We start from the raw sequence: 16939 nt of genomic DNA, 5'->3' as shown, positions 1-16939 counted from the left end.
TTCTTAAATTTCAAAAAAACGACCGAAGCCCAATCGTTAATCGAGTGGCTTCGGCCGTTGGTACCGGCTAATCCTTTACTTATGCTGCATATACGCGCTGATATCTACGCCCAGACCCTTGGATAGACGGATACCGAACTCCACGTTGGCGCGGAAAAAGTTGCAGACTGCGCGCAGCTGAATGGTCTCATTCGTCTGCTTGAGGTCACTCACCAGATTGCTGACCAGATTATCCCGCTGCTCCGGCGACAGCGACATATAGCGCTCCCCTGCCTGCGTGAAATCATCCGTCTTGTCGATCCGCTGGCGTCCGGCAGAGCCAGCAAGCGGTGCATGGCTGTCTTTGTATTCCGGAGCTTCCTGCGGGCTGTCCGAGGAGCTGTTGGGCTCATAGTTGACCGCCCGGGGATCCGCCTTCATCGTCATGGCTCCGTCACGCTGATGGTTGCGGACCGGCGCATACGGACAGTTAACCGGAATATGCAGGTAGTTGGCGCCAAGACGGTAGCGCTGTGCGTCCGGATAGGAGAACAGGCGGCCCTGCAGAAGCTTATCCTCCGACGGCTCTATTCCGGGCACCAGAGCGCTTGGGGCAAAAGCAGACTGCTCCACCTCGGCGAAATAGTTGTCCGGATTGCGGTTCAGCTGCATCGTCCCGACAAGCTGCAGCGGATACATATCCTCCGGCCATATCTTGGTTGGATCCAGCGGGTCAAAAGCATAACGGTCAAGATGCTCGGCCGGCATCAGCTGCACATGCAGATCCCACTCCGGATAATGGCCGTGCTCGATCGAATCGTACAAATCGCGGGTCGCGTGATTGAAATCCCGTCCTTGCATCTCCGAAGCTCCCGCAGCCGTAAAATTACGGACGCCTTGCTTCGACTTCCAATGATATTTCACATAAGTCGCTTTCCCCTGCTCGCTTATCCACTTGAAGGCATGAACGCCAAAACCGTCCATTTCCCGGTAGGAAGCAGGAGTCCCGTCATCGGAGAACAGCCAGGTAAGCATATGGGTTGATTCCGGCGACAGCGTCATGAAATCCCAATAACGTTCAGGCTCCTGAATATTCGTGCGCGGAGATGGCTTAAGGGAATGCACCATATCGGGGAATTTAATCGCATCGCGGATGAAGAAGACCGGCAGATGGTTGCCCACAATATCGAGGTTTCCTTCCTCGGTATAAAATTTGACGGCAAAACCCCGGGGATCCCGGGCCGTCTCCGGTGAGCCTGTGCCATGAATAACGGTGGAGAAACGGACGAATACATCCGTCTCCTTCCCCGCCTCCGAGAGGAACGCGGCCTTCGTATGCTCCTTCATGCTGCCCGCAGCCCGGAATACGCCATGCGCGCCTGCGCCGCGTGCGTGTACGACGCGCTCGGGAATACGCTCGCGGTCGAAATGGGCGATTTTCTCGATTAGATGATAGTCTTCCAACAAAGCGGGGCCGCACCCGCCTGCCGTTCTTGAATTTTGATTATCGCCAACCGGCGTTCCTTGGTTCGTTGTTAAACGGTTGATCATATCTTTACCTCCGGATTAATTTATATTTAGACTTGATCTAAATCTTATAATCCTATTGTAAGGTTATGTCTCAACCGTGTCATGAACGTTAGATGAAGGGTTGATGAAGATCCGATGAACAAGCAGCTCCCCGGCGTTATTCCACCAGGCGGTAGCCGACTCCGCGCACCGTTGCGATGTAATGCGGCGCTACTGCGCTGTCCTTCAGCTTGCGGCGCAATGTCTTGATATGCACGTCTACGACGTTGCTCCCGCCAAAATACTGGCTTCCCCATACCGCGTCAAACATCGCCTCGCGGGTAAGCACCGCACCGCCCGAGGTCAGAAACATGAGCAGAAGATCATATTCGGTCTTCGTCAGCTCAATCCGTTCGCTGCTGCGGTACACCGCCATTTTCTTCAGATCAACGGTCAGATCCTTGAAGCGGTAGCTCGATTGATCAGGCGCCTTCCATTCCCCAAGCATCCGGGTTACCTGGGTAAGCGCATCCTGCGGATTGGACGGCCAGACGAGCAGCTCGGCATGCGGGGGAATGGCCGCGGCCATCATCCGGGCATCCTCATGGACCAGGAACAACAGGGAGGCACCGTTAATAGGGGCGGTCTGCGTCATCGCGGCGTGAAGGGCATCAACGGCATCGGGAATAAGCGGATGCGGCGTAGCATCGTAGATGATCAGCTCCGGCTGCAGACTGCTGACGAACGCTTTGTTCAGATCGTGCAGCGTGAACAGATCGAAGCATTCGGCCGTAAGCAAATGCAGCAGGCTGTTCATCCGTTCGGGAAAAGGACTAACCGTCATAATCCGCTTCGTCAGGGAGCATGCCTTCCCCTCCAGGAACAAATCGCCGGCTTGTCTGCTTCCCTGCTGTACGGCTCTTTCGGATTCCGTCCGGCCCTCCGTTCGATTATCTTCTACTGGCTGGCGCATAACTCGCATACCCCCTCTAATACAACATGTGCATCCTGAACAGCAAATTTGGTCTCCGCCGCAATCCTTCTGAGCCATTCCTCCGGCAATTCGGTCAACACTTCCTCTACGCGGCCGCATTTCTTGCACATAATATGATGATGGTCGTCCATTCTTGCGTCATAACGGCTGACTGCTTCTCCAAGCTTTAACTCCCGGATAAGGCCGGCATCCGTCAAATACCGCAGGGAATTGTACACCGTTCCGTAAGCAAAGCTGATGCCTTTGTCGCGCAGGCGCTCAATCACATCGGCCGCCGTCGGATGATCATGGGAGTCCTGGATCGCCTCGAGAATCGCTTTCCGCTGTGTAGTTAGATTTATTTTAGTCATGGTATATTCAGTCCTTCAAACAAATTAATTTAGACTAAGTATAAATCTAAATAATAACGAGATCAACCCAGAATTCTCTTCCCGTATGCCTCTAATCTATGATTTAGACCAGGTGGTCAGCCTTTACAAAAAATAATTATCAGAATATTTACAAAATTGAAATAATAGTTTATGATAGACCTACACCAAACGAGAGGGGATAGACCATTGAAGTAGGTTAGCGAAGCATGTCCTACTAATGCCGGGAAGGAGCCTTAAAAGGTTAACCGGACATGCGGGAATCCAACGTGACGCGAAGATGACTAGTCTGAACCAATCAATACTTATTGGAGATTATGGCAACGCAAGTTGTAGAATGGAGCGTTAGTAAATTGAATAATTGCGATTCAGAAAGGTAAAGGGATTCCGGTTATCATAGATAAGCGGAATCCCTTTTTGCGTGCGGATTACAGGATTGGCGAGAGCAGCCGGGCGATGGATTCCTTGAACTTGTTCATCAGCGGCCGCTTCAAATAGTTGTGAAGAGTCAGCTCGTAACAGTCCTCCAGATCATGCTCGAATATTCTCTCGAGCTCGCCAGCGGTCGCGCTGTCGTAGATAAAAGCGTTCATTTCGAAATTAAGCTTAAAGCTGCGGTTATCGATATTGGCGGTGCCTACGGAAGCAAGCTGACCGTCAATCACGAGCGTCTTCGCATGAAGGAAGCCCTTCTCGTAGATGTAGCATTTGCCGCCAGCCGCTAGAAGCTCGTTCAAATACGAATGGGTTGCCCAGTATACGAAGAAGTGATCCGGCTTGCTTGGCAGCATCACCTTCACCTCGATGCCGGACATTGCGGCGATCTTCAGAGCCGTCATCAGACTCTCGTCCGGAACAAAATACGGGGTCTGCAGACAGATGCTTTTCTTTGCAAAATAAATCATTTTGATATAGGCATCCTTAATCTGCTGATAATCCGAGTCCGGTCCGCTTGCCACAAGCTGCATGCCGATCGTCCCCACGGCTTGGAAGTGACGCGGGAAGTACTGATGGTCAAGCTCCACCATCCCCGAGGAGGCCAGATTCCAGTCCATCAGGAACTGCGCCTGCATTTGCAGAACCGCCCTTCCCTCAAGACGCAGATGAGTATCCCGCCATTCTCCGAAATATTTATCGCGGCCCAAATACTCGTCTCCGATATTAAAGCCTCCGATATAGCCGATCCGTCCGTCCACAATAACAAGCTTGCGATGATTCCGGAAGTTGATCTTCAGGTTCAAGTATGGAATCCGCGACGGGAAGAAGGCCGCTGCCTGTCCGCCCGCATCCCTCAGCTCCCTGAAGAACTTCCTCGGAAGCCCCTTGCTGCCAATATGGTCATACAGAAACCGAACCTGTATCCCCTGCTTTGCCTTGTCAACCAACGCCTGAATAAGCCGATTGCCAAGCTTATCATTACGCACAATGTAATAGACAAGATGAATATGATGTTGTGCGGACTCGATATCTCGCAGCAGCGCATCAAATTTGCTCTTCCCGGTCGTGAAGATTTGTGCAGCGTTGTTCTGCGTATACAGAGAATAGCTGCCCACCAGATTCATGTGAATCATGCTCTGATAGTTAATAGTAGCGGGATCATTAAAGATAATGTGCCGCTCCTCTAATTGAAGCTTCTGCGCTTCAATTGAATCCTCAATAATACGCTGGCTTTCCACAAGCATCTTATTCAGCTTCCGCTTGCGCAGCCGCTGCCCGAGAATGAGATACAGAACAAACCCGACCCCCGGCAGAAAATAAAGCACCATCAGCCAAGCCCAGGTCGATCTTGCGTCTCTTCTCTCGAGGAAAATAACCGCTAGCGCCAGCAATATATTCAGGACGATAAATACCGCTGAAATATCCTGTAGAACATTCATAGCTAGACCAGCACCTCAATATATGGATAAAAACGTTAACTAGAGCATACCTCAAGGACGAAAGATGTTCAAACCTTACACAAACATTCTTATTGAGAATGAAATATGCTACAATTTTCAGAAAAAATGAAAACGTGCGAGCGGCATAGGAGGAAGGACCATGGATTTACGCAAATTTCGATTAGATGAACCAGCGCTCGGCACATTCAGCGAAGAACGCGATGAATATGAACGGGATTATGCAAGGCTGATTCAATCCCCTGCCTTCCGGCGGCTGCAGGGCAAATCGCAAGTATTTGGCGCCGGTTCGGGCGATTACTACCGGACAAGACTCACGCATTCGCTCGAGGTATCGCAGATTGCCCGCGAAGTGGCAAGACGCCTCGGGAAACAGTACCCTTTTCTGAATAAAAAAGAGCATCCCGGTCTCATTCTGGACCCGTCCGTCGTAGAGATCGCAGCGCTTGCCCATGATCTGGGGCATCCGCCGTTTGGCCATAAGGGCGAAGAAGTACTGAACCGCCTCTTGATGAAGGAGCACGGCCTTGCTTACGAAGGCAACGCCCAGAACTTCCGCATCCTCATGTTTCTGGAGAAACGCGCCGGCAGCGGCAGCGGCCTGGATCTGACGGCAGCCGTCCTGCTTGCGACGAACAAATATCCTTATTCCCTGGATGATCCCGGCAGGCTGAAGGGGCTATACAGCTCCGAGTGGCATGCTATTAACCATATCCGCCAGCAGTGGCAAATGCCGCAGGGCTGCTCCACGCTGGAAGCCCAACTGATGGATCTATCCGATGACATCGCTTATTCCACCCATGATATTGAAGACGGCATCCGTGCAGGCAAAATTCAGATGAATCGCACCTTCTTTGAAGATCAGCGGCTGATTGACAATCTGGTACAGGAAATCGTCGAGGATCAAGGCAATATGGACGTAGGCTGGGATCAGGTAGATATTCCGGCGATGGTCAAACGCGTACTTGCCGCTTATCTGCAGCAGTGGGAGGAGCTCTACGCCCTGTATGATCATGAATCGTCCAGAACCCGCAGAGAGATGAAAGCGCGGTGGGTCAGCGTATTTGCCGGACGCGTCGGAATTATCGAAGATCCGGCAAAAGGCTGGAAGAAGGTTACCTTTGTGCTTGAAGGACAACAGGATATCGATCTGCTGCGCACGATGGAAATATTGAAGAAGCTTGCCTGGGTAACGCTCATTAAGGATTTCCGCGTACAACGGCTGCAGATGCGCAGCGAAATTATGATCCGCCGCCTGTGGGACAGCTTCAAGGTACCAGAGCAAGGACGCCTTATTCTGCCGCCTGACTGGGTGGCAAGCTTCGAGCAGCACAAGCATAACTGGAGCTGGGCGCGCTTTATTGCGGATTATATCTCCGGCATGACCGATGCTTATGCAGAGAAGGTCTATGCCGAGCTGTACGCAAGCAAATCCGGTTCGATCTATGAAATGGACTAATCTCCCGGCTTAAGCCGGGTTCAGTTCAGCGTTCTGCGATAACGCTGTAATATAATCGAAGAACCGCTCCGGCTCTACGTCATACACAAGGCTCACCGGCCGCCCTTCTGCCGTTTCGATGGTGCGGCCTTGGCTTGGGCCGTCCGCGACAACCGTGCTGTTAACGGTCTTCATCCGTACCAGGCTTGGATCGCCTACGACCGCCGTCGTCAGAACATCCCATAGATAATAGGTCGAATTGGTTTCCATGAAGACAAGCGGCGGACAAGCCGCGTAACATTGTCCCACGAAGTCCAGTCCGGCATGCTTGCGAAGAGACGCCCAGCGGTTGCGCACCGGAACGGTAAGAGGTACTTTGTTCGTGCTCTCCAGCGCGACGAGCTCAATCTTGATTCCGCTGTTCCATACGCGATCGACAGCTTCGGGGTCCCAGAATGCATTCCATTCCGCGGTTCCGTCATGCTCCGGCTCCTGCACGTTCCCCTTCTCGTTAAAGGTCCCGCCCATCCAGACAAGCTTGTCGATCTTCTCTTCAATCTCCGGCGCTTCATCCAGCGCTCTCGCCAGGTCCGTCAGCGGACCGGTGAACAGCAGGGTCACCGGCTCATCAGAAGCTAGAAGCTGCTGAATCATATGCTTATGGGCAGGCGCTTCTGCTTCGCGAGCGTGAATAACGTTTGGTTCGTTCAGGATCGGCAGCGCATCCACAAAGAAGGTGTGCATCCGCCATTCCGCCGGAAACGGATTACGTCCTCTGGAATTCGAACGGGCAACCTCCACCTTGCTGCTTGAACCCGGGGATCCAAAGCGGTCAATGATCTTGCGGCTCGCCGCCATTCCCGGCTCCAAGTAACCGTCTGCGGGAATCACGGAAACCCCAATCAGTTCAACATCCTTCATTTGCAGAACGAGAAACAGCGATACAAGGTCGTCTACCCCCGCGTCATGATTAAAATACAGCTTTTTTCCCATTGTTGTTCCATCCCTTCATAAGTATAAAACCGGCTTGCGTTTGTCCATCCTATAAGTTGTGGACGCCAAATCGGCCTCCCTCATGTCTTAAGCTTGCTTACGACGCAAGAATCATCACGAACAGCTTTACGCTGTTTGTGTGATCATTCTTTTAAGGAGGTGACCATCCATGGCTAAGGATGTACTATGCGAAGTTAACTCCTGCAAATATTGGGCTGCAGGCAATCATTGCGCCGCTACTTCGATTTATGTAGTCAATAACCGTTCGAAACAAGCAAGCAATTCCGACGAAACAGATTGCAAAACGTTTGAGCCAAAGATCTAACAGAATGGGCAACGGCGCGCAGCCCAATGCCATGTATGACCTACACGCATCGGAAGCTGAGCGCCGTCCCGTTCGACTCTATTATTTTGTAACCGGAACTGCGTTATAATACTCCTCCAGAGTCAATCCTTTATCTTCTAGCTCCTTCGCCAAGTCCTTGCCTACATAGCGGAGATGCCAAGGCTCGTATTTGTAGCCCGTAATCGAGTCCTTGCCTTCCGGATAGCGGATAATGAACCCGTATTCCGGAGCATGATCCGCGAGCCATTCCGCTTCCGGCGTACCGCCGAAGCAATCCTCAGCCGCACATTTGCCGTCACTGCCCGATACGTCAATCGCAAGACCAGTCTGATGCTCACTTGTACCAGGGAATGCGCTGTAAGTCAATGCTTTTTCCAAGCCGTCTTTCTTCACATAGCGGTTAAACAGCGACGTTTGCGTGGCTTGCGAGCGGTAAGCCGATACGCCGGCCAGGTAAATACCGTCCTTCTCCGCGCCGTCAAACAGCTTCTCCAAGGCGCCTGCTGCAACTTTGCGCATTTTGCGCTTGTCGATTTTCTCGCTGAACGTAAAGCGTACATCCGGATAGACCAGATCGGAAGGCTCATAATCGTCAGGCAGCTTGTACTGCTTGTCCACCAGCACGGCTACGCTCTCCGGCTGGGCAACAACGGCATAACCGTCCTCTTCACCGGCAGTCGCAACCGCTGGCTTCGATGGCGCTTCCGTAGACGACGGCTTATCCGACGGCGCGTTGGACGGCTCATCGGAAGGTTCGTCAGACGGCTCGTCAGATGGCGTATCGGTTGGCGTGTCCGACGGTGTATCCGAAGGCTCGTCCGATACTGCAGGCGAATCGGATGCAGGCGGATCCGTTTGCTCTGAATTCTGGCTATTAGCCGCAGTCTCCTCGGGAGCCTGGGCCGTTAAATTTTCGTAGCGGATAAATAATATGACTGCAATGGCAACCACGCATACCGCCAGAAAAGCTAGTCCTCGTCTTTTTCTTCTTTGTACGTTTCTTCTCATGCTGCTCTCCTTAATTACGCTTATTTTATATTCGAACGTTCCGTCCTCTCTACTATAAACGAATAGACTTGATAAAGTCTTAAAAAGTTGCAACATTTCTTGATGACATTTTCCCAAGACTGGCATGCTTGTTTTGCCTTTGACAATCCTCTTCCAGCCAAGCATAATGAAGTAAATAACTTCGTAAATATAAAGACACCACATGACAGGCTGCTTGGATAGAAGCCTGTCTTTATTGTGAAAGGCGGCGAAAACGTGTCTAATCTAGCACCAAAACGGCTGTTCAGCAAGCGACCCATTCTCGCATTCTCGCTGATTGTGCTGCTTAAGAGCTTCTTGACCTGGATGGTCGTCTTTGGCGGTCCAAGCTGGACAACCCTGCTTAAGGAAGTTCCGTTTGCTCTCATCGTATTTTGTTTAATTGAATGGTTCGCTACTAAACGAAAGCTGGTCTACTATTTAAGCGCCAACCTACTAATGACCGCCATCCTGTTCGCGGTTCTCATGTACTACAAATATTATGGCGTAATTGTCACCTATGTAGCCCTGAATCAAGTGAATCAGGTTACGGCGGTCAGCAACAGCGTCTTCTCTCTGATGGACCCTTACTATTTGCTTGTCTTCATTGATATTATCGTCATGGGCTATTATTTGATTCGCCGCAAGAAAGGGCAGTATTGGAAAGCGGCCAGCCAGAAAAGAGTCAGCCGGCGCGTGCTCGCTACCTTGTTTGGCATCTCGCTGGCGCTATGCCTGTTCAACATCGTGCCGAATCGTGCCAGCATGAACGAGATTGTAAAAGCGGAGCAGATGGGTATTCTCAACTACGAGGCTTATACGATCTTCTCCAATAAAGACCCGGAGCTTGTGGAGCCTTCCGAGATCACGCAAGCCAAGATTGACGAACTCAAACAGATCGATAAGCCGGCATCGCCCAAGCTGTGGAACACGGCTTCCGGCAAGAATCTGATCATTATTCAGATGGAATCCTTCCAAAACTTCCTTATCGATCTGAAGATCGACGGTCAGGAAATTACGCCTAACATGAACAAGCTGGCGAAGGAGAATTACTACTTCAACAACTTCTATCAAGGCGTTGGCCAAGGCAATACTTCGGATGCGGAGTTTATCGTAAACACATCTTATTATATACCGCCAAACGGAGCGGCTACGCAGGTCTATCCGAAGAAGGAGCTGCCAAGTCTTCCGAGACTGATGGCACAGCATGGCTATGACACCGCAACCTTCCATACGAATGTTGTCGAGTTCTGGAACCGCAGCGAGCTGTACAAGGCGCTTGGCTTTAACCGTTATTATGATAAGGCGTTCTTTGGCAACGAAGATTCCGTCTTCTTCGCAGCCTCCGACGAGGTGCTCTACGCGAAGACCGCGGCCGAGCTTGCGAAGATGGACCAGAGCGACAAGCCGTTCTATGCTCAGGTCATTTCGATGACGGCCCATCATCCGTTTACGATACCGGATCGCAAATATAAGATGGAGCTTCCCGAACGGTACGAGGATACCTTCGTTGGCGATTACGTACGCGCCCAGAATTATGCCGACTACGCTCTTGGCCTGTTCATTGACGATCTGAAGCAGCGCGGCATCTGGGATAACAGCGTGGTTGTTCTGTACGGCGATCATCTTGGCCTGCCGATCTACTCGCTGGACCATGATGACAAAGAGCTGATGCAGGAGATTTACGGACGCGAATACGGCTCGGCCGACATGATCAACATTCCGCTTATTATTACCGCGCCTGGCATCACGCAGCCTGAAGTATTCACTCATCTGGGCGGTCAGGTGGATATCCTCCCAACCGTAGCTAATCTGTTCGGATTCTCGCTGGACCAGCAGATTCACTTCGGCCAGGATATCTTGAACAACACGACGGTCAACCTGCTGCCGCAGCGTTATTACCTGCCAACCGGTTCATTCGTCAGCAGCGACGAGCTGTTCCTGTCCGGCAGCGGCTATGAGGACGGCACGCATCTTCCGCTCTCCGGAGCAAGCACCGTTTCCCTGGATTCGCAAGGCGAATATAACCGCGCGCTGGAGCTGCTCAAGTTATCCGACAGCTATGTGAGCCAGTTGCCGGAATGGAAATAGAGAGGAACCGCCCGCCTGACGGAATTCGTTAGGCGGGCTTTTTCTCGTTAATCCCATATAGTTCCAAGGATTTATTTTAGCTAATATCGCCCTAAATCCACTAATTTTCTCTAGTACGGAGACCTCTCATCTGCTAGTATCATATAGGGTCTATTTACAAAATCCTTACATAAGAGAGGAATATGAAATGAAAACTTTTCAACGTAGTCTGATTGTTTTTCTGGCAGCATTCGTCCTGCTTGCACTCCCGTTCCAAACTTCTAAAGCAAGCGCGGCATCCTCGGAAGACGTGCTGAACACTTACTACCCGATTGATATCAACGAGCATTGGGCATTTGACTCGCTTGATAACTTCGTTACCGCCGATCTGCTCAAAGGCTCCCTCGACTCTGAAGGAAATACTTTGATCAAACCGGACTTGTCGATCAGCCGTGCGGAATTCGTATCGATTCTGGTACGCGCACTAGGTCTGACAACGGATCAGGCAAGCAAGACCTTTGCTGACGTTCCAGCTGGCAAATGGTACTCCGAGCCAGTCCGGATCGCAAGCTCCCTCGGTATCGTAAACGGTCTGACGGAAACAAAGTTTGGTCCTGACGAACTGATCAAACGCGGAGAGATCGCAACCATCATCGTTCGCGCGTTTGAGTCTTCCGTCAAATTCGAAGGCGAAGCAAAGACCTTCTCCGACGTTCCGGAATACTTTGCAACTCCGTTTATTGCAAAAGCAAGCCAAGCGGGCATTGTCCGCGGCGCTACAGCAACAACATTCAAACCTTACGCTAACGCAACTCGCGCCGAAGCGGTTGTGATGATCCAGCGCGCGCTTGATCTGCAAAAGGGCAGCCTGCCTGAAGACGCTGCTCTTACGGCACTCATCGATGAGTACGAAGCAAAAGAAGCAGAAGTGATTAACGCGCAAGAATTCGCTAAGCTCGGCGAAGTTCTGCCTAAATACATGACTGGCTACGCTTTGGCTGAGACCATCTTTGGTTATGAAGATTACGCAGATTTGGCCAAAGAAGGCTATACGCTCAAATTGGAGAAGCTGACGCCTCAAAAATATGAAATTGTTTCAAAAACCGACCGTTTCGCTGCTATTCACGCAACAGGCAGCACTTACAATGTAACGGTTGAAGGCAAGGACGAGAAAGATACGCAAACCGTTCCAAGAGACGGCGTTTACCTGTTGAAGAAAATGGAGGACAACAGCTGGAAAATCTACCTGTTCTCTTCGGATGAAGCGGAAGACGCATCCGGCGAAGCAGCAACGGCCGCTGAATAACGCCCTGGACTTCGCTAACCTCCGCGAGGTTCATGCCAAGTACTATACCGGATTTTATTTGGCCTTAAGCCACTTTATCTACGATGACATTGAATCCTATCTTGGCGAAGGATATTCGACCAAGATTGAGGTGCTTACCCCTCAACACCTGGAAATCGTTTCGAAATCGGATCGGTTCGCCGCTGTTCATTCCACGGGAGGCAGCTATAACGTAACTGAGGTAATAGACGGGGAAACGTCTACCGATACGACGTCTTTCGATGGTGTCTATTATCTGAAGAAAATGCCGGATAACAGCTGGAAAATCTACCTATACTACGAGGATGAAGAAGATCCCGCCGATGAAGAAGAGATTGGCGATGAGAGCGAACAAATGAAGAAAGGCCTGCGGACACCCGCAAGCCTTTCTTTTCTTTATATGACGTAGGAAGAGTCCGGTTCGAACAAGCGGCTGATCTGCTCATAATCTTCGCGGGCCAGCTTCCAGCGGGCGGCAGCAGCATTCTCCTGCAACTGGGCGACGGTCTTCGCGCCTGCAATAACCGTTGTGACGGCCTTGTTATAGAGCAGCCAATTTATCGCCAGTCTGATCTCCTTCTCCTCTACAGGGCCCCATCCGTTGCGCCCCGCGGCCCATGCCCCGAAACCAATCACCGATGGATACAGCTCACTTGAGCCAAGCCTTCTTGTCTCCATTCCTCCCGCCTCCTTTTATCTTATAATACCCATTATATTACTTGAAATTGTTTATCGTTATACTCTCCCCCACCTTGCTTGACAATCAAAGATTGAATGCCTATGATGGGGTCAAACTAGAGGAGAAGGAGCAATGGACATGGCACGCAAACGCGTCGATCACGTGGGGATAATGGTAAGAGATATGGAAGCGACTATCCGCTTCTATGAGGAATTTGTAGGACTTACATTGAAAGGCCGCCTGACTCATACAAATGGCGTTATTGAACTTGCATTTCTGGGGTTTGGGGATTCCGATGAGACAGAGATTGAATTGGTCCAGCATTATAACGGCGAGCTGCCCGTTGAAGGCCGCGTTCATCACTTCGCGATTTACGTGGACGACGTGGATGCCGAATTCGCACGTTTGAAGCAGACCAGCGTTACCTTCATTGACGAAGATATTACGACGCTGCCAAACGGCTACCGCTACTTCTTCATCAGCGGTCCGGAAGGCGAGCGAATCGAGTTCTTCCAGCGTTAATTCCGCGCAAGAAGAAAAGCCTCCAATCCACCTGTGAGTGGAATTGGAGGCTTTTTAAAATTATTTATTTTACCGCTTCGAGGACTTCAAGAACGTGACCGTCCACAGACACGCTGCGCCATTCGCGAGCCAGCACGCCGTTCTCGTCGATCAGGAAAGTCGAGCGCTCGATTCCCATAAACGTCTCGCCATTCCAGGTGCGCTCCTTCCACACGCCAAACAGCTCGGATACTGTATGCTCCGTATCTGCCAGCAGCGGGAACGGAAGCTGGAAGTCCGAGATGAAGGTATCATGCGATGCTAGATCATCCGGGCTAATCCCTATAACTTCGGTGTTATAAGATTTGAACTGGCCGTTATAATCGCGGAAGTCGCAAGATTCTACCGTACAGCCCGGCGTATTATCCTTCGGGTAAAAGTAAATCACCAGCTTTTTGCCTTTGTAGTCAGAAAGCGAGATATTGCCGCCGGTTGAAGCCGGCAGCGTGAAATCCGGCACGGCTTGTCCTGCTTGCACTTGCGTCATATATGAGCACCTCTTCTCCAAATTAATCGCCAATCGTCACACGCTCATTTTACCATGATTAGCCACAAATTCGTAGAACAGCGGCTGCTCCATAATGAAAGCGCGGATCTCCTCTGTGCCAAGCGGCAGCGAATAAGCAAGAGTCAGCTTCATGAGAGCGGCCTCGACCGACATGTTCTCGATAAAGACCGCTCCCGCCTCGAGGAGACGGATAGACGAGGCATACATCGCCTCACTGCTGTCCTTGAGCGGACATAGATACAGGTCAACGCCGTGCTCCGCGCAATACCGCGCGAATTGCAGGAGCGAATGGGAGTCCAATCCGCTTGCATTTGCCGTCCCGGAATGGAACAGGTCATGCAAGACCGCCTTGGGCTTATGCCGAGAGAAATCATAATACGTGTAATTCAGCCCGGGAAAAGGACGGATATAAAGCATGACGGACTGGATGCCTTCTCCACCCTCCAGCCAAGGGCTGCTCACCGGCTGGCGAGCGCGAAGCTCCTCGTGCGCGGGGTTAAACGGATGGTCATGACGCACCAGCCTTCCGCCGCTCATGATACCGTAGGGTACGCTGTAAGGGCTGTCGAATTGATCAGTAAATGACTCGCATTGCTTAATGCGGCTGCCGAGATAAACAATCGTCTCACCTTTGTTATTGCGGTAAGTAACAAATACGCCCGGTGCGGCATCCTCCGAAATGAAGTCCACCGCTGCCGCAAAATTGCTCAGTCCGTTCGCCCGTTCGTCACCAAGCGGATAATTGCTTGCTACCAGAACAAGCGGTATCGTCAGATCGCATAGCGCAAAGCTCAGGAGCGCGGCCGAATAAGCAAGCGTATCCGAGCCATGCGTCACAATAATACCGTCATAGCTGGATTGATCAACGGCTCTGATAGCCGCAATCAAGGTATTCCAGTCTGACGGCACGATATTCTCGCTCAATATATTCATCGGTTGAACCGTTTCAAGGTCCGCTTCCCGCTTCAGCGGGCTCGCCATATAAGCATCTATCAAATGGTAAGAGCCGGCCTCATTCACCGAAATCGCGCCGTTGTTATTCTTGCTGCCGATCGTTCCTCCGGTGAACATCACAAGTATTTGGCTCATTCGTAACTCCCTCTCCGTCTCAGCAATTAGCCTATGGTACATTCGTCCCCATATGCACCATAAATCATACTAAACCAGACTTGAAGCATGCAAGCTTCAGCTGCTAACGCACTCCGCTTCGCAGCGGCGACAGACCGCTCACCCGGCACTCGACCACATCGCCGTTTCGGATGACGGCCGCACCAGGCGTACCGGTCAGGATGACATCCCCCGGCAAAAGCGTCATCACCTCGGAATGAAAGGCTATCAGAAAGGCTGGCTGAAAAATCATATGAGTCAGCTTGCCCGCATGTGCCAGCCCGCCGTTATGCCAGGTCTCGACTTGCAGCTCCGTCAGCTCGCCCGCCTCATCCGGCGTCATCAGCTCGGAGCCAAAGGTAAAGAACGTATCAAAACTCTTCGCTCTGGTCAAAAACCGCATGTGCCGGGCATGAATGTCCGAAGCCGTTGTATCAATGGCAGCCGCAAAACCCGCAATGGACCGAAGCGCCTCTTCCTCCGTGACATTCCTGCATGTCCGGCCAATGATAATGGCCAGCTCCGCTTCGGCAGTTACCCGCTCCGATTGGGCAGGAAGCACAATGGATTCGCCTTCGCCAATAATCGACGTATCCGGCTTCATGAAGCTGACCGGCTCCTCCTTCTCCCGCAGCTCCGCAAGCTCAACTTCATCGGCCGTGTAATTCATGCCAATACCCCATATTTTGCGAGGATGGCGGTATAGAGGCGCGAGACTCGCTTCCGATGAGGGAATAACCGTCAGCTCCGTCAGCTTCTCTTGACCTCCTCCGTTATACCAATGGGTCAGAGTCTCAAGGCCACCGCTCGTTATTAACCCAAACACATCCGTCTGCCACTCCGAACCTGTGACGCGGTTAAGCTCCGCCAGCGTCACATAACCTTCAGGCACAATTATACTTCCCTGCTCCACGCCGTTATGCACGATCGTTGCCAGCCTCATCTTCCCGCCTCCTTCTCGAATTGCTCCACCCAGCTCAGCAGCTTCAAATCCTGCTTCGCGCCAGCAATAATCGACAACCCGATTGGCGCGCCATCAACTTCACCGGCCGGTATCGTTACCTGCGGCAGCCCCGATAACCCTGCTATGCAGGACAGCTGCATCGTCCAGAACCGGCGCTCCTCATTCGCAGTCCCGTTAATGGCACGGCTTGGAGCGGCACCCGGTATCGTCGGGATCACAAGCAATCCGTCATCCCCCAGCAGCTCATGCAGCCGCTTGCGGATGACATGGCGCAAGGCCCCGTCCCTCTCCGCTTCCTCATCGGTTATCGCGCTTGCCGAAGCAAATCTCGCCCCAATGCTCTCGCCAAAAACCGGCTTCTCCCGAACGATCCATTCGCTATGCGTCCGCCAGATTTCCCGCCCCTGTGTCGTCCGGAACGCGTGGCTCCAGGCTTCCAGTCCTTCCGGCGCGATGGATCGCCATTCCCGCTTCGTACCTTCCGTCTGGACGAGCCGTACGCAGATGCTTTCCAGAGCGCTCCGGCAAGCGTCCTCCGCTTTATCCCAGGCCTCCTCTGCAAAGATCAGCCGCTTGAAGCTTCGCGCCGATATCTCTTCATCGCCAGAGTCCGCTAACAGGACTTCGCCTATCGTCCGCAGCAAGGCGATATTTCCCGCCATCCAGCCAACCGTATCATAGCCGGGTGCCAGCGGAATAACGCCGTCAATCGGCACAAAACGATGCGTTGGCCGGAACCCGTATATCCCGCAGTAGGCCGAGGGCACGCGAACGGAGCCGCCCGTATCCGTACCAAGCGCAAAATCGACCGCCCCGGCCGCTACCGCAACCGCCGAGCCGCTGGATGAGCCGCCGGGAAGCCGGTCGGGCGCTTTCGGGTTAATCGGTGTGCCGTAGTGATCGTTCTGTCCGTTAATGCTGTACATCAATTCATCGGTATGGGTCGTGCCGGTCAGGCGGGCGCCTGCTGCCAGCAGCTTGCTTATGGAGGAGGCTGTCTGCTCCCAAGGCGAATGCGTACGCAGCCAGTCGGGATTACCGGCACCGCTCGTATACCCTTTTATCGCGAACACATCCTTCACTGCAAATGTCAGGCCGCTGAGCGGGCCCTCTCCGACCGGCGGCAGCTCCAGCTCCGGCTGCACAAACGCGTTGTACGTATCGATCATGGGATAATC

Annotated in this window: 17 protein-coding genes; 6 read left to right on the top strand and 11 right to left on the bottom strand. The window is 52.2% G+C overall.

What is annotated here, in order from left to right; genetic code table 11:
• Positions 1–75 precede the first annotated feature (75 nt).
• The 4 genes from M3194_RS11545 to cls all read right to left on the bottom strand — a co-directional run bounded on the left by M3194_RS11545 (position 76) and on the right by cls (position 4727).
• Entirely contained in the window at positions 76–1530 is a 1455-nt protein-coding gene (locus M3194_RS11545) for a catalase (RefSeq protein ID WP_251653646.1), read from the bottom strand.
• A 136-nt stretch (positions 1531–1666) separates the two neighbouring features.
• Positions 1667–2461, bottom strand: coding sequence for a winged helix-turn-helix domain-containing protein (locus M3194_RS11540; protein ID WP_251653645.1), 795 nt, complete (start codon positions 2459–2461; stop codon positions 1667–1669).
• Entirely contained in the window at positions 2446–2832 is a 387-nt protein-coding gene (locus M3194_RS11535) for a Fur family transcriptional regulator (RefSeq protein ID WP_251653643.1), read from the bottom strand. Before M3194_RS11535 ends, M3194_RS11540 begins: the two co-directional genes overlap by 16 nt.
• A 446-nt stretch (positions 2833–3278) precedes the next feature.
• Positions 3279–4727, bottom strand: coding sequence for a cardiolipin synthase (gene cls, locus M3194_RS11530; RefSeq protein ID WP_251653641.1), 1449 nt, complete (start codon positions 4725–4727; stop codon positions 3279–3281).
• A 160-nt stretch (positions 4728–4887) separates the two neighbouring features.
• On the opposite strand from cls, the gene M3194_RS11525 reads away from it, so the two are divergent.
• On the top strand, positions 4888–6204 hold the full coding sequence (locus tag M3194_RS11525; RefSeq protein ID WP_251653634.1) for a deoxyguanosinetriphosphate triphosphohydrolase family protein: 1317 nt from the start codon (positions 4888–4890) through the stop codon (positions 6202–6204).
• Between the two features lie 9 nt (positions 6205–6213).
• Here M3194_RS11525 and M3194_RS11520 read toward each other — a convergent pair whose 3' ends face one another.
• Positions 6214–7176 carry a nucleoside hydrolase gene (locus M3194_RS11520; RefSeq protein WP_251653631.1) on the bottom strand — a complete coding sequence of 321 codons (963 nt, stop codon included), beginning with the start codon at positions 7174–7176 and terminating at the stop codon, positions 6214–6216.
• 169 nt (positions 7177–7345) lie between these two features.
• Between M3194_RS11520 and M3194_RS11515 the strand changes: the two genes are divergently transcribed.
• Positions 7346–7501: a DUF1540 domain-containing protein gene (locus M3194_RS11515; protein WP_091189834.1), complete on the top strand. Its 156-nt coding sequence runs from the start codon at positions 7346–7348 to the stop codon at positions 7499–7501.
• An 81-nt stretch (positions 7502–7582) separates the two neighbouring features.
• On the opposite strand, the gene M3194_RS11510 is transcribed toward M3194_RS11515, so the two are convergent.
• Positions 7583–8530 (bottom strand): D-alanyl-D-alanine carboxypeptidase family protein, encoded by a 948-nt coding sequence (locus tag M3194_RS11510; RefSeq protein WP_251653609.1) that lies wholly within the window; start codon positions 8528–8530, stop codon positions 7583–7585.
• A 255-nt stretch (positions 8531–8785) separates the two neighbouring features.
• Between M3194_RS11510 and M3194_RS11505 the strand changes: the two genes are divergently transcribed.
• From M3194_RS11505 to M3194_RS11495, 3 genes are all read left to right on the top strand, one after another.
• Positions 8786–10639 (top strand): LTA synthase family protein, encoded by a 1854-nt coding sequence (locus tag M3194_RS11505; RefSeq protein WP_251653608.1) that lies wholly within the window; start codon positions 8786–8788, stop codon positions 10637–10639.
• Positions 10640–10826: 187 nt separating this feature from the next.
• Positions 10827–11924 (top strand): S-layer homology domain-containing protein, encoded by a 1098-nt coding sequence (locus M3194_RS11500; protein ID WP_251653606.1) that lies wholly within the window; start codon positions 10827–10829, stop codon positions 11922–11924.
• Positions 11878–12351 (top strand): hypothetical protein, encoded by a 474-nt coding sequence (locus M3194_RS11495; protein WP_251653604.1) that lies wholly within the window; start codon positions 11878–11880, stop codon positions 12349–12351. The genes M3194_RS11500 and M3194_RS11495 overlap by 47 nt, the downstream gene beginning before the upstream one ends.
• On the opposite strand, the gene M3194_RS11490 is transcribed toward M3194_RS11495, so the two are convergent.
• Complete coding sequence (locus M3194_RS11490; RefSeq protein WP_251653603.1) at positions 12339–12620, bottom strand: aldo/keto reductase; 282 nt, start codon at positions 12618–12620, stop codon at positions 12339–12341. The two genes, M3194_RS11495 and M3194_RS11490, sit on opposite strands and share 13 nt — an antisense overlap.
• 139 nt (positions 12621–12759) lie before the next feature.
• Between M3194_RS11490 and M3194_RS11485 the strand changes: the two genes are divergently transcribed.
• A complete protein-coding gene (locus tag M3194_RS11485) occupies positions 12760–13143 on the top strand; it encodes a VOC family protein (protein WP_251653602.1) in 384 nt (127 codons plus the stop codon).
• 64 nt (positions 13144–13207) lie between these two features.
• Here M3194_RS11485 and bcp read toward each other — a convergent pair whose 3' ends face one another.
• The 4 genes from bcp to M3194_RS11465 form a co-directional block, all read right to left on the bottom strand.
• Entirely contained in the window at positions 13208–13669 is a 462-nt protein-coding gene (gene bcp, locus M3194_RS11480; RefSeq protein WP_251653600.1) for a thioredoxin-dependent thiol peroxidase, read from the bottom strand.
• A gap of 36 nt (positions 13670–13705) precedes the next feature.
• A complete protein-coding gene (locus tag M3194_RS11475) occupies positions 13706–14779 on the bottom strand; it encodes an asparaginase (protein ID WP_251653599.1) in 1074 nt (357 codons plus the stop codon).
• Positions 14780–14882: 103 nt separating this feature from the next.
• A complete protein-coding gene (locus M3194_RS11470; RefSeq protein ID WP_251653597.1) occupies positions 14883–15740 on the bottom strand; it encodes a fumarylacetoacetate hydrolase family protein in 858 nt (285 codons plus the stop codon).
• Positions 15737–16930, bottom strand: coding sequence for an amidase (locus tag M3194_RS11465; RefSeq protein WP_251653596.1), 1194 nt, complete (start codon positions 16928–16930; stop codon positions 15737–15739). Before M3194_RS11465 ends, M3194_RS11470 begins: the two co-directional genes overlap by 4 nt.
• Between the last annotated feature and the right edge of the window lie 9 nt (positions 16931–16939).

It is taken from the genome of Paenibacillus glycanilyticus, assembly GCF_023715145.1.
GTDB classification, from domain to species: domain Bacteria; phylum Bacillota; class Bacilli; order Paenibacillales; family Paenibacillaceae; genus Pristimantibacillus; species Pristimantibacillus glycanilyticus_A.
The sequence above is the reverse complement of the archived record's forward strand: the minus strand, read 5'-3'. Positions and strand labels throughout refer to the sequence as shown.